This is a genomic window from Micromonospora sp. NBC_01699 (assembly GCF_036250065.1).
Taxonomy (GTDB): Bacteria; Actinomycetota; Actinomycetes; order Mycobacteriales; family Micromonosporaceae; genus Micromonospora_G.
In genome coordinates, this window is the sequence record NZ_CP109199.1 from 6,652,027 (window position 1) to 6,664,619 (window position 12,593).

Genomic DNA, 12,593 nt, shown 5'->3' on the forward strand with positions numbered 1-12,593 from the left:
CCGGGGACCAGCGTAGTGGCTGCCGTCACACGGGTAACCTCGTGTCGTGTACCGCTTCCTGCTGAGCCCACGCTGGCTGGGCATCCTCGCCCTGACGCTGGCCGCGGCCGCGGTGATGGTGCTGCTCGGCAACTGGCAGCTGAGCCGCTACCGGGAGCGGTCCGCGATCAACGAACGGATCGACGCGGCCGACCGGATCGCACCGGTGCCGCTGACCGACGTACTGCCCCCGGCGGGCGGGGCGGCCGGGGTGGCGGGCCGCGCACCGGCCAAGGAGTCGGCCTGGACCCGGGTCACCGTCACCGGGCGCTACGACACCACGAACACGATCGTCGTCCGGGGCCGGACGGTGGACGGCAAGGTCGGCTTCGAGGTCGTCACCCCGCTGCTGCTCGGGGACGGCAGCGCGGTCCTGGTCGACCACGGCTGGGTGCCGCCACCGGGCGGCTCCGCTACCGAACAGCCGCACATTCCGGCCATGCCCACCGGGCAGGTGACCGTGGTCGGCCGGGTGCACCTGTCGGAGAGCAAGCCCGGTCCGGTCGACCGGCGCGACGGCCGGCTGGAGACCCGCCGGGTCGCCGTACCCCGGTTGGCGGGCGAGTTGCCGTACCCGGTCTACGGGGCGTACCTGCTGGTCGGCGAGCAGAGCCCGGCGGCCGACCCAACCTTCGCGGCGGTGCCGATCCAGCACGAGAACAACTGGCAGAACGCCGGCTACGTGATCCAGTGGTGGTTGTTCGCGCTGATGGCCCTCTACGGGTTCGGCTGGCTGGCCCGGCGCGAGGCGCTCGGCGACACCCTGCCGACCGGTGGTGGCACCACCCCGCGCAACCGGGACCGGGCCGCCGACCCGGCACCCGCCTGACCGCAACGCACCCGGCTCAGCCGCCGACCCGGCCGGCGTGGATGGCCCGGACCAGGTCGATCGTGTCCGCCTCGGCGGCGGTCTTGTCGGCGCGGTAACGCACCACCCGGGCGAACCGCAGCGCCATCCCGCCCGGATAGCGGGAGCTGGTCTGCACCCCGTCGAAGGCGATCTCCACCACCTGCTCGGGTCGGACCCGGACCACCCAGTCGCCCCGCTCGACCGCCAGTTCGAGGAAGCGCTCGGTCTGCCACCGCAGCAGGTCGTCGGTGAGGCCCTTGAAGGTCTTGCCGAGCATCACGAACCCGCCGGTGGCCGGGTCGCGGGCGCCGAGGTGCAGGTTCGACAGCCAGCCCTGGCGTCGGCCGCTGCCCCACTCCACGGCGAGCACCACCAGGTCGAGGGTGTGCCGGGGCTTCACCTTGATCCAGCCGCCGCCGCGCCGACCGGCCTCGTACGGCGCGTCCGGCGACTTCACCACCACCCCCTCCTGCCCGGCGTCGAGCGCGGCGGCGAACGCGTCGGCGGCGGCCAGCACACTGTCGACGGTCACCCGGCCGACGAGTTGCGGTGCGGCGACCGTGTCGGCCAGGGCCGCCCACCGCTGCCGGCCGGGCGCGTCGAGCAGGTCCGTGCCGTCGAGGTGCAGCAGGTCGAAGAAGTACGGGGTGAGCACGGTGCTGCCGGTGCTGCCGGCCGCCGCCCTTACCGCCGGGGCGGCCGGTTCGGGGCGGACCGGCACGGGTAGCTGGGCCGGTGTGGGCGGATCGGTCGGCGGTGGTGGGGCGGCCGGCGAGGCACCGAACGACCGGACCGGTTCGGTCGCCGACTGCTCGGCGGCCACCTCGGCGGAGAGCCCGGCGGTCGGACTGCGGCGGGCGCCCCGGGTGGCGGCCCGGCTGGCGGTCTCCTGGAACGGCCGGGGTCGGCCGGTGGCGTCCAGCGCGATCGCCTCGCCGTCGAGCACGAGTTCACGGGCCGGCAGCGCGCGCACGGCCGCCACCACCTCGGGCACCCTGGCGGTGATGTCGTCCAGGCTGCGGGTGAAGACGGCGATCTCACCGCCGGAGCGGTGCACCTGGATCCGGATGCCGTCGAGCTTGACGTCGACCACGGCCGGTGTCCCGGTCGCCTCGATCGCCTGGTCGACCGAGGGCGCGCTGGCGGCGAGCATCGGCGCGAGCGGCCGACCGACCCGCAGGCTGATCTCACCGAGTGCGGCGGCGCCGCCGGTCAGGGCCGCCGTCGCGACCGCCTTCAGGTCGCCGGCCAGCAACAACGCCCGGCGTACGGCGGGCAGCGGCACCTGGGCGGCGCGGGCGACCGCGTCGGCCAGCAACCCCGCCTGGGCGCCCTGACGCAACTCCCCGCCGAACAACCCGACCAGCATCCGTTGCTCGTCGGCGGTGGCGGCACCGAACAGCCGGCCGATCAGCTCCCGGCGCCGGTTCTGCGACCCGGGACCGGAGACGGCGGCGATGCCGTCGATGGCGGCGTCGACGTCGGCCACGGTCAGCGACGGATGTTCCGCCGGTGGTGGCAGGTCGCGCAGGCCGGCGTAGCCGACCCCGGTCTGCCGCTGGCGCAGCTCGCCGGCCAGGTAGGCGGAGCCGGCCGGGATCTCGTCCGGGGCGAGCCCCCGCAGGGCGGCGGCCAGCAGCTCGACCTTCGCCCGTCGGGCGGAGGTCGCGCTCACGGCGGCGGAGGTGGCCGCCAGGTCGAGGAACCGCACGTCCCCAATCCTGGCAGCCACCCCCGACAAACCGTCGGGCAAAGCTAAACGGAGATCGGCTCCTCGACCCGCAACCCCCGGGCCCGTATCTCGTCGGCGACCCGGGAGAGTACGGAGTCGAGCGCGCAGAGAACACTGGAAAGCTCGCCGAGCTGGTCGGTCAGCACCTCTTCCGACCATGCGGAGACGTTGACGTCCCCCAGAGCACTGACAGCGGCGTGGAGCCGCACAATGGCCTCGTTCGTACTCATGTTCGAAACCATACTGCACGACTCGGGACGTACGCCGGAACTTCGCCGTTTTCTCCTGGCATGGTGACCCGGACTCCTGCGGTGTCCGGTGCTGGTCAGCCGTTGGCGGCGGCCGCCTCGGCGACGTTGGCCAGCAGCAGCGTCTCGGCCAGGCAGACCCGGGCGAACTCGCCGAGGTGCAGGCTCTCGTTCGGCCCGTGCGCCCGCGCGTGCGGGTCCTCCACGCCGGTGACCAGGATCGCCGCCTGCGGGAACATCTCCTGGAAGGTGGCGATGAACGGGATCGAACCACCGACCCCGATGTCGACCGGCTGGACCCCGTCCCAGGCCGCCTCGAAAGCGCCCCGCGCCGCGTCGAAGTACGGCCCGGTCGCGTCGATCACGCACGGCTCGCCGTCGTGTTCGATGGTGACCACCGCCGTCGTGCCCCACGGGGCATTCTTCTCCAGGTGCGCCCGCAGCGCGGCGTACGCCTGCTTCGGGTGGTCGCCCGGCGCCAGCCGTACGCTGAGCTTGGCCTTCGCGGCCGGGACCAGCGCGTTGGGCGCACCGACGGTCGGCGGCGCGTCGATGGCGAGGATCGCCAGCGCGGGCTTGGTCCAGATCCGGTCGGTGAGCCGACCGGTGCCGATGAAGGAGACACCGTCGGACAGGCCGGACTCGACCCGCAGCCGGTCCTCCGGGTAGTCGACGGTCGCGCCGCCCCGGCTGACCAGCCCGTCCACCGCCACGTCACCGGCGTCGTCGTGCAGCGTGGCGAGCAGTCGGGTCAGCGCCGTCAGCGCGTCCGGCACCGCACCGCCGAACATGCCGCTGTGTACGGCGTGGTCGAGCGTGCGGATCTCGACGAAGCAGTTCACGATGCCGCGCAGCGAGGTGGTCAGCGCCGGTACGCCGATGTCCCAGTTGCCGGAGTCGGCGATCACGATCACGTCGGAGGCGATCTCGTCACGGTGTTCCCGGAGCAACCGCTCCAGCGAGTCGGAGCCGAACTCCTCCTCACCCTCGATGAACAGCACCACGCCGACCGGCAGGTCGTCGCCGAACGCGCGCAGCGCGGCCACGTGCGCCATGATGCCGGCCTTGTCGTCGGCCGCGCCCCGGCCGTAGAGCCGCCCGTCGCGCTCCACCGGCTCGAACGGGTCGCTCTCCCAGAGGCTCAGGTCGCCGACCGGCTGGACGTCATGATGGGCGTAGAGCAGCACGGTCGGCGCCCCGGGCGGCGCGGCCCGCCGACCGATGACCGCCGGCTGCCCGCCGGAACGCACGATTCGTACGTCGAGCGAGCAACCACGCAGGAGTTCGGCGACGGCCTCGGCGGAGCGTTCCACGTGTGCGTGGTCGAAGCCGTCGAACGCGATGCCGGGGATCCGGACGAGGCGTTCGAGGTCGGCCCGGACGCCCGGCAGCTCCCGCTCGATCGCGGCCCGCAACCCGGCCTCGGTGAAGATCGGTCTGGTCATGACCGGAATCGTAGGCCGACGTTACCGCTGGCTGCCCGCCGAGCCCGCCCGTGCTCGTTCCACATCCCGAAGAACGACCGGACCACCTCGTCGAAGCCGCGATCGTGCCGCAGCGGCCCGTTGCCGTCCACGGTTCGGACATACCAGTCAGGCCAATCGAACGTAGTGGATCTGCGGATCGAACGCCGCCCCGCCGACACCCCCGGCGTGAGCATCCGACTCTGCCGGCGCCGGGTGCTCGTCGGGTGCGCCGTCGACCACCAGATCGGCCCGCTCGGCGGTGGCGTCCGTACGGAAGTGTCGGCGCTCGCCCCGCCGCCACCGGATCAGGTACGGCAGCAGTTCCGCGCCGTCGCGGGACACCGCCCGGTCCAGCCGCAGTCGGGCCGACGCGGTCACGAAGGCCGTCAGGGTCAACTCCGGCGCGATAGCGGTCCGGCCACTGCTCACCCCTTCGAGCAGCACCACCGGCGCGGCCGGCACGGTGACCCAGCCGGGCTCGAACTCCTCGCGTACCCAGTCGTAGCGGCGGTACCGTCCGGGCCGACCGGCGCGCAGCGGGCCGAGCACCCACTCCTCCAGCCGGGGCCAGAAGCTGAACTGGTCGTCCCAGCCGTCCAGCAGGTCATCGGTATGCACCACCGGCACCTCCTGCGCACCGGCACCGCCACCCCCCAGCGCGGCGGCGAGGCGACCGGCGAAAACGGTCTTACCCGCGCCGCTGGGCCCGTCGACCGCCACCAACCGGGTACGCCCGAGCCGCGCCGTCCGCTCCAGAATCAGTCGAGCAAGATCCGCGTACGTCTCCACCCGCCCAACCACCCACGGCACGCTACCGCCCGCCCCTGTCCCGATACCGCCGGGGTGTTCAGGCGGCCGAGGGTGCGCCGGGAGGGATGAAGGGGAGGTTGGTGGGGGCGCCGGAGTCGATCAGGCGCCAGAGGGCCTCGGTGTTCAGGTGTTCCTCGACCAGGTCGCCGAGCAGGTCGAGGGTACGTTCCCGGGCGGCGGCGAAGGAGGTGTCCGGCGCGACCCGGAAGCCGTGCCGACCGGCCAACCGGGCCGCCTCGGTCAGGAACCGGCGGCGGAACCCGTCCGACTCGAACGCGCCGTGCCAGTGGGTGCCGAGGACGGCACCGACACTCGCCCCCTCCGCCCGCCCGTCCGCGTACGTGAGCAGCGGTGGCAGGTCGGCGTCGGCGCTGGAGACGTACCCGTGGTGGATCTCGTAGCCGTGCACCGGGAGTGAACCGTAGGCCGTGCCCACCGACCGGGTCACCGTCTTGCGCGGGGCGAAGGCGATCTCCGTCGGGAGCAGCCCGAGCCCGTCGACCGTGCCGCGCCGGCTCTCCACCTCGTCGTGGATGGCTCGGGAGAGCATCTGGAACCCGCCGCAGATGCCCAGCAGCGGGCGACCGGCCCCGGCGTGCGCGAGCACCGCGTCGGCGAGGCCGGTACGCCGCAGCCAGGCAAGATCGTCCACGGTCGACTTGGTGCCGGGCAGCACCACCAGGTCGGCGGCGGCGACCTCGCTCGGCTCGACGGTGAGCCGGACCCGTACGCCGGGTTCGGTGGCGAGCGCCTCCAGGTCGGTGGCGTTGGAGATCCGGGGCAGCCGGATCACCGCCACGTCCAGCCACTCGGTGCCCAGCGGCGGTGCCGGCCGACCGAGCAACCGGTCGTACGCGAGCGAGTCCTCGGCGTCGAGCCACAGGTCACGGTCCCAGGGCAGCACCCCGTACGTGGGTCGGCCGGTGACCCGGGCGAGCATGTCGACGCCGGGCTGGAGCAGTCCGAGGTCCCCCCGGAACTTGTTGATCACGAATCCGGCGACAAGTGCCTGGTCGGCGGGGTCGAGCAGGGCGACGGTGCCGAACAGTGAGGCGAAGACACCGCCCCGGTCGATGTCGGCGACCACGATGGTGGGCAGTTCGGCGTGCCGGGCCAGGCCCATGTTGACGTAGTCGGTGTCCCGCAGGTTGATCTCGGCCGGGCTGCCGGCGCCCTCGCAGATCACCACGTCGTACTCGGCGCGCAGTTCGGCCAGGGCGGCGAACGCGGTCCGGGCCAGCCGGGGCCGCAGCGCCCGGAAGTTCGTCGCCGTGATCGAGGCGGTACCGGCCCGCTCGGCCGCGTCCCCGGCTGGTTCGCGCAGCGCCTCGCCGAGCAGCACGACCTGGCTGGACAGGTCGCTGCCCGGCTTCAGCAGCACCGGGTTGAACCGCAGGTCGGGCGGGAGTCCGCAGGCGGCGGCCTGCATGGCCTGGGCCCGGCCGATCTCCCCGCCCCGGCCGTCCGGCCCGACCACCACGGCCGAGTTGTTGGACATGTTCTGTGCCTTGAACGGGGCCACGTTGACCCCCCGTCGACGCAGCCACCGGCAGATGCCGGCGGTGAGCACGCTCTTGCCCGCGTCCGAGGTGGTGCCGGCGACGAGCAGCCCGCCGCTCACCGCGGCTTCCGCCGTGCTCGGGAGGAGACCGCGGTCGCGCCGACGACCCGGCCGAGACCGCCCAGCACGGCCCGCCGGGGTCGGGCGGTGATCGCGTACGCCACGGCGACGCCGAGCGCACCGAGCCCGACCGTGCCGGAGAGCTTGGCCGCCCGGCGGATGTGCCGCGCCTCCGGCCGGGGGCCGTCCCCGAGGAAGGGCCGCACCTCGGAGCGCCCGAAGTAGACGTTGCGCCCGCCCAGCCGTACGCCGAGCGCGCCGGCCATCGCGGACTCGCACTGTCCGGCGTTGGGGCTGGGATGATCGTTGCGGTCCCGGCGCCAGACCCGCCAGGCCCGCGCCCGGTCTCCGCGTACGGAGGGGGCGGCGGCGATGGTGAGCAGCGCGGTCAGCCGGGACGGCACCAGGTTGAGCAGGTCGTCGAGGCGGGCGGCGGCGGTGCCGAAGCGCTCGTAGCGGGGCGACCGGTGTCCGACCATCGCGTCCAGGGTGTTGACCGCCCGGTAACCGACCAGTCCGGGCAGGCCGGCGACGGCACCCCAGACCAGTGGCGCCACCACGGCGTCGGAGGTGTTCTCCGCGACCGACTCGACGGTGGCGCGGGCCAGTTCGGGCTCGTCCAGCGTCGACGGGTCCCGACCGCAGAGGTGGCCGAGTCGCTGCCGGGCCGCCGGCAGGTCGCCCCGGCGCAGCGACCGGCTCATCACCGTCGCCTCGTGCCGCAGGGTCCGCCCGCCGAGCACGGTCCAGGTGCCGGCCGCGACCAGCGCCGCACGGGCCACCGGCCGGCGCCGGGTCGCGGTCGCCGCGGCCACCGCGACGAGCACGGGTACGCCCACCGCCAGCGCCGCGTACGCCGTACCGGCGGACCGGTTGGGCTGGTAGAGCCGGCTCTCCAGGGCGGCGGCGGCCTGCCCGAACCCCGCGACCGGATGCAGCCGGCGGGGATCGCCGAAGAGTGCGTCCAGTGCGTAACCGGCGGCCAGCCCGGCCGCGTTGGCGGTGCCACTGCCCAGCCACGACCCGCTCGCGCGGGCTCTGGATCTTGGCACGCTGGTTCCGTCCCGCCGTTCGATCCGACGATCGATCGCCTTCGGTCGCACTCCGACCACCCCCGGCCGGCAGCCTAGCCAGCGGATGCCTGCCGGACGCGACGGGGCGGCGAGCACTCCGCTTTCAGGCCGGAAGCATTTGCGGGTGCACCTGCCCGTCGAGCCGGCGCCGCCCGGTGGGAGCGAATCGTCCGGCCCAGCAGGCAGGTCGCCGCCGAAGGCCGCAGGACGCATGGGTGCGCGGCCCGGGTAGACGCTGGCAGCCGGCGGCGGTGGGAATCCGGTGACGGCGCTGACCAGCAACTAGTGCTCAGGACCCAGGTGGCTGCGTTCGCCCTCGTGGTCGAGGATGCAGAGGATCTCGGCCGGGCCGCCCTGCGCGCCAAATGCGTGGGGGACCATCGTGGAGAACTCGGCTGCCTCGTTCACCCCCACCAGGATCGTTCGCTCGCCGAGACGCAGCACGATCGTGCCGGAGAGCACGGTGAACCAGTCACGTCCCGGATGCACCCGCAGCTCTGCCGGCACCTCACGGGTGACCCGCAGTTTGGCGACGGTCTGGCTACTGTCCCGGGACAGTAGCCAGGTGGTGATGCCGCGCTCATCGTTGCAATGCGGGCGGATCACGACGTCGTCGTCGGCATCCGACTCGACCAGCTGATCAAGCGTGGTGCCCAGCGCTCGGGCGATCGCGGCCAGCTGGTCCAGGGCGATCCGCCGGTGGCCGGTCTCGATTCGGCTGAGCGTGGACGGGCTGAGCAGGCAGCGGGTGGCCAGTTCGTCCAGCGACCAGCCGCGGGCCACTCGCAGGCCGCGGATCCGCTGCCGGACCAGGGCCTCCAGGTCGTCGTCTTGCTTCATACGCAAGACACTATGCCAATACCGCAACGGGCGGCTACCGTCGACGCATGGCACACGACCACCTGATCGAGATGCTCGACCTGGACGCCGAGGTCCTGCACGAATACCACCGCGACCTGATCGGCTGGGTCGGCCGGGAGGCCGTCGACCGGCCTCGCGTCCTCGACCTCGGGGCCGGCAGCGGCACCGGCTCCCTCGCCCTCGCCCGGGAACTGCCCGGATCCGAGATCACCGCAGTCGACCTGTCCCCGGAGATGCTGGCCCACCTGCGCAGCCGGGCCGACGCCGCCGGGCTGGGCGAGCGGATCCGAACCATCGAGGCCGACCTCGATCGACCCTGGCCCGATTTCGGACCGACCGACGTGATCTGGGCCGCATCCTCGATGCACCACATGGGCGACCCCGGCCGTGCGCTCGCATCGGCATTCGGTGCGCTGCGGCCGGGTGGGCTGTTGGTGATCGCCGAGTTGGACTCGTTCCCGCACTTCCTGGCCGGCACCCCGGACGAGGGCGTGGAGGAGCGCGGTCACGCCGAAATGGCGAAACGTCGGGCCGAGGCGGGCCTGCACATGCACGAGAACTGGGGCGACCGGATCACCCAAGCCGGATTCAAGGCGGTGACCGAGCGACACATCGACATCGACCTCCGGCCGCCGCTGCCCGCAGCCACCGCGCGGTATGCCGAGGTCTGCCTGCTCCGGATGCGCCATGGGTTGGACGAGCGGCTGTCGTCGTCCGATCTCGCGGCCCTGAACAAGGTTGTCGCGGGCCTTGGCGACCGCGACGACCTCAGCGTACGCACCGAACGGACGATCTGGCTGGCCCGTCGCTAGCCCCGGCGACTACCCCTCAAGAGGAACTATGTACGCGTTGACGAAGAAGTGTTCAACCTTCGCCCAGTGGAGGTGACCCGCCTTCGCTTCGTCACCCTCCCCGCCGAGTACGACGTGAAGATGCACGGTCCCATCCTTGATCTCACCCGTGCCGGACAACTCGAATGGCTCGGCATACTCCGTGAGGATGTCCTTCGCGTGGTCATCCGCCGCCATGGTCGAGATACAACATCCCTCCACCGCCCCGATCAGGGACACGACCGCACCATCCGTCACACCGCGCGCCCGTAGTTCGGCCTTCAGCGTGGACACGACTTCCTGGCCGGGCCGGACGGAAACGAGGATCATCGGGGCCTCCCGGAAGTCACCGGATGATCAACCACCGGATCTGACCGAACCGATCGACCCCAGCGGCAGACCATCACCGGCCCGCCCGCTCGACCTCTTGCAGGACGAGGCCGAGGGTCTGTGACCGTCGGTCTGTCGGCAGCGCCGCCCACGCTCGCCGGGCATGTGTCACGCCGGCTGCCTTGTCACCGGCCTTGGCCATCATCAGGCCCCGGTGTAGCTCGATATGGGTCGCGAACCGCGTCAGGGACGCGGGCCGTAGTCGGTCCGCTTCGTCTTGAGCCCCGCTGCCGGGCCCAACTATCCCGAGCCGTGCGTAGAGCATCGACCGGAACGTGGCCATCCGCCAGGCGGGCACGGCGAAATCCGAGATCAGTTCGTCGGACGCGACCCGGTCGAATATCCGCCGAGCATCCTCGTCCGACGCAATCGCTCCGGTGAGGTCGCCGCGCCCGGCCGCGACATGAGCGCGTGCCATAAGCGCATTGAGACGCCCGAGTGACGGCCGGTCGGAGAGCCCGATTGCCTCGTCTGAATAGCGCTTGGCGACAGGGAGCGCCGCCCCTTCGTAGGCGAGCGCGATTGCCGCCCGTCCCCTGACCCACACCCGGACGCCCAGGTCGCTGGACCGGTCGGCTGCCGTCGCCGCGAGGTCGTACCACCTGACCGCCTCGCGTGGGTCTTTTGTGGTCTTCCCGTAAACCGCAAGCGCCCGCGCCGCGCTCGCCCACATCAGGGGCGTGTCCAGGTGCTGTTGCATGATCACGAGGTCGCCCGCGAGTCGACTCTGGAGTGCGTCCGCGCCAATCTCCATGTAGTCCCGACCGTACTGCGCCACACGCTCCTGCCAGTCCTCTTCAGCGCCTCGGCCGTTGAGAGCAGCGCTGAAACCAGACCTGATGAGTTCGCTGGCCGCAACAGGGCCGACCACGCCTGCGAGTAGTTGCCTGCGGTTCACGTCCGCATCTCCCAACGCCCGCGCGTACGCGAGCACGACATCGTCCGTCGCGGTCCGGCGACCGGCCTCAACGTTGCTCAGGTGAGTAGCCGAGTAACACGACCGGGCCGCGATGTAGGCCAACGTGACGCCGGCCTCGGTTCGAGCCTGCCGTAGCCGCGCGCCGAGATCGCTCACCGGCCGCCCTTCCTGAGGGGTTCTGAAGGCATGCCTTCCGAGCCTAACGCCACGATCACGAGACTGGACGCACCCGCATTGGCAGCAGCCCCGAAAGCGTCGGCCATTCGACGCGATCAGCCCGGCCGGGCGTCCTCCCACAATGTCACGAAGTGTTCGCAATAACGGTCAAAAGCGCCACCAGTCTGCCGGCGCCGAAGATACATCGTCACGGACTCCTGCCCGAGTAACGCTCCAATGTGAGTAGCCACGATCAGGTCATCGTCGAAGACCCACACGGACAGGGCCAGGTGCCTGTCGGTCAACCGGACCTCGGGCGGGGCCGGAAGCTTGCCGATCTCCGCCTGTGTGATCGCGATCCGGGTCGAGAGTGTCAGGGGTGACGCCTCCACCCGCTCACGCTCAGCCGTTGCCGGGCTTTCCGGGTCGCCTAGGAGGAACCGAACGTCAGCACCGGACGCCACCCGGTCGGCGAGGCTAGCGCCCCCGTCCGGCACGTCCAGCCACACGAAGTAAGACGTGTAGCCCCCGAGCCACAACCGGTGTGGGCGCAGCCCTTGATCCGTAGTCTGCCGGTGTGAAATTGACGACGCAGGCACGTGACCTGGCCACATCCATGCTGAGCGAGTCGCTGCCTCGACGGTGGGCACATGTGAAAGCGGTGGCTGCGAAAGCAGAGCGCGTCTCGGCGATGCTGGACCGGGCGGATCAGGACGTGCTGATTGCGGCAGCCTGGTTGCACGACATCGGGTACGCCCCGCCGTTGGCACATAGCGGGTTCCACCCGTTGGACGGTGCGCGGTGGTTGCGGTCGCGTCGCCTCGGCGAGCGGGTCGCCTGCCTGGTCGCGCACCATACCTGCGCGATACTCGAAGCAGAGGAGCGAGGACTGGCCGGCGCGTTGGATGCCGAGTTCCGACGGGAAGAGTCACCGACCGCCGACGCGCTCTGGTACTGCGACGCGACTACCGGCCCTGATGGACAGGATCTCGACGTGTTCGAGCGTCTGATCGAGATCCGGACCCGCTACGGCCCCGACGACCTGGTAACCCGCTTCATCGACCGAGCAGAACCCGACATTGTCGCGGCCGTACGGCGGACCGAGGCGCGTCTCGCCGCGCTGTGATCAGCCGATGTACGGCTGAGGCAGGTTCGCGTACCCGTGGTCGATGCGTAGGCGCATCGAAGGATGGATGCTCAGATCGTCCAGAACGGCTTGATCGACCCATGCGACCTGGGATGACTCATCGCTCTCGGTCGGCTCTCCGGACAGGTAGCGAGCCCGAAAGCAGAGCGAGAACTGTTGCCGCACTTCGCCGTCGCTGTACGCGATGACGTGGTTCGGATCGGTGTAGGTGCCGACCAGCCCGGTGACCGCGACGACGATGCCGGTCTCCTCTCTCGTCTCACGGACCACTGTCTCCGCGATCGACTCCCCGAAGTCCTGGGCTCCCCCCGGCAGCGCCCAGAGCTCGTTGTCGGTGCGCCGGATGAGTAGAACCCTGCCTTGGTCATCGAGTACGAAGGCGGTGACCGCGACGACGATGCTGTTGGGCTTGGGAGCGATGGGATCGTGGAAATATTCGGTTCGTGCCATG

14 protein-coding genes are annotated in these 12,593 nt (G+C 71.5%); 3 read left to right on the forward strand and 11 right to left on the reverse strand.

The window, feature by feature from the left end:
- Positions 1 to 46 precede the first annotated feature (46 nt).
- A complete protein-coding gene (locus OG792_RS27140) occupies positions 47 to 868 on the forward strand; it encodes an SURF1 family cytochrome oxidase biogenesis protein (RefSeq protein ID WP_329103557.1) in 822 nt (273 codons plus the stop codon).
- 16 nt (positions 869 to 884) lie between these two features.
- On the opposite strand, the gene OG792_RS27145 is transcribed toward OG792_RS27140, so the two are convergent.
- The 7 genes from OG792_RS27145 to OG792_RS27175 all read right to left on the reverse strand — a co-directional run bounded on the left by OG792_RS27145 (position 885) and on the right by OG792_RS27175 (position 8,679).
- Positions 885 to 2,600 carry an ATP-dependent DNA ligase gene (locus OG792_RS27145; RefSeq protein WP_329103559.1) on the reverse strand — a complete coding sequence of 572 codons (1,716 nt, stop codon included), beginning with the start codon at positions 2,598 to 2,600 and terminating at the stop codon, positions 885 to 887.
- A 44-nt stretch (positions 2,601 to 2,644) separates the two neighbouring features.
- Positions 2,645 to 2,851: a hypothetical protein gene (locus OG792_RS27150; RefSeq protein ID WP_329103561.1), complete on the reverse strand. Its 207-nt coding sequence runs from the start codon at positions 2,849 to 2,851 to the stop codon at positions 2,645 to 2,647.
- A 95-nt stretch (positions 2,852 to 2,946) separates the two neighbouring features.
- Entirely contained in the window at positions 2,947 to 4,314 is a 1,368-nt protein-coding gene (locus tag OG792_RS27155; protein WP_329103563.1) for a dipeptidase, read from the reverse strand.
- 147 nt (positions 4,315 to 4,461) lie between these two features.
- Positions 4,462 to 5,136: a uridine kinase family protein gene (locus tag OG792_RS27160; RefSeq protein WP_442932315.1), complete on the reverse strand. Its 675-nt coding sequence runs from the start codon at positions 5,134 to 5,136 to the stop codon at positions 4,462 to 4,464.
- Positions 5,137 to 5,182: 46 nt separating this feature from the next.
- A complete protein-coding gene (locus OG792_RS27165) occupies positions 5,183 to 6,766 on the reverse strand; it encodes a cobyric acid synthase (RefSeq protein ID WP_329103565.1) in 1,584 nt (527 codons plus the stop codon).
- Positions 6,763 to 7,782 carry a cobalamin biosynthesis protein gene (locus OG792_RS27170; RefSeq protein ID WP_329111464.1) on the reverse strand — a complete coding sequence of 340 codons (1,020 nt, stop codon included), beginning with the start codon at positions 7,780 to 7,782 and terminating at the stop codon, positions 6,763 to 6,765. The genes OG792_RS27165 and OG792_RS27170 overlap by 4 nt, the downstream gene beginning before the upstream one ends.
- 339 nt (positions 7,783 to 8,121) lie before the next feature.
- Positions 8,122 to 8,679, reverse strand: a complete 558-nt coding sequence (locus OG792_RS27175) for a helix-turn-helix transcriptional regulator (RefSeq protein ID WP_329103567.1) — start codon at positions 8,677 to 8,679, stop codon at positions 8,122 to 8,124.
- Positions 8,680 to 8,726: 47 nt separating this feature from the next.
- On the opposite strand from OG792_RS27175, the gene OG792_RS27180 reads away from it, so the two are divergent.
- Positions 8,727 to 9,512, forward strand: a complete 786-nt coding sequence (locus OG792_RS27180) for a class I SAM-dependent methyltransferase (RefSeq protein WP_329103569.1) — start codon at positions 8,727 to 8,729, stop codon at positions 9,510 to 9,512.
- Between the two features lie 9 nt (positions 9,513 to 9,521).
- On the opposite strand, the gene OG792_RS27185 is transcribed toward OG792_RS27180, so the two are convergent.
- The 3 genes from OG792_RS27185 to OG792_RS27195 form a co-directional block, all read right to left on the reverse strand.
- Positions 9,522 to 9,860, reverse strand: coding sequence for a PPC domain-containing DNA-binding protein (locus OG792_RS27185; protein ID WP_329103571.1), 339 nt, complete (start codon positions 9,858 to 9,860; stop codon positions 9,522 to 9,524).
- A 73-nt stretch (positions 9,861 to 9,933) separates the two neighbouring features.
- Positions 9,934 to 10,995: a helix-turn-helix domain-containing protein gene (locus OG792_RS27190; protein WP_329103572.1), complete on the reverse strand. Its 1,062-nt coding sequence runs from the start codon at positions 10,993 to 10,995 to the stop codon at positions 9,934 to 9,936.
- 116 nt (positions 10,996 to 11,111) lie between these two features.
- Positions 11,112 to 11,504 carry a hypothetical protein gene (locus OG792_RS27195; protein ID WP_329103574.1) on the reverse strand — a complete coding sequence of 131 codons (393 nt, stop codon included), beginning with the start codon at positions 11,502 to 11,504 and terminating at the stop codon, positions 11,112 to 11,114.
- A 68-nt stretch (positions 11,505 to 11,572) separates the two neighbouring features.
- Here OG792_RS27195 and OG792_RS27200 point away from each other — a divergent pair, with 68 nt between their 5' ends.
- Complete coding sequence (locus tag OG792_RS27200; protein ID WP_329103576.1) at positions 11,573 to 12,121, forward strand: HD domain-containing protein; 549 nt, start codon at positions 11,573 to 11,575, stop codon at positions 12,119 to 12,121.
- On the opposite strand, the gene OG792_RS27205 is transcribed toward OG792_RS27200, so the two are convergent.
- Complete coding sequence (locus OG792_RS27205) at positions 12,122 to 12,592, reverse strand: NUDIX hydrolase (RefSeq protein WP_329103578.1); 471 nt, start codon at positions 12,590 to 12,592, stop codon at positions 12,122 to 12,124.
- Between the last annotated feature and the right edge of the window lies 1 nt (position 12,593).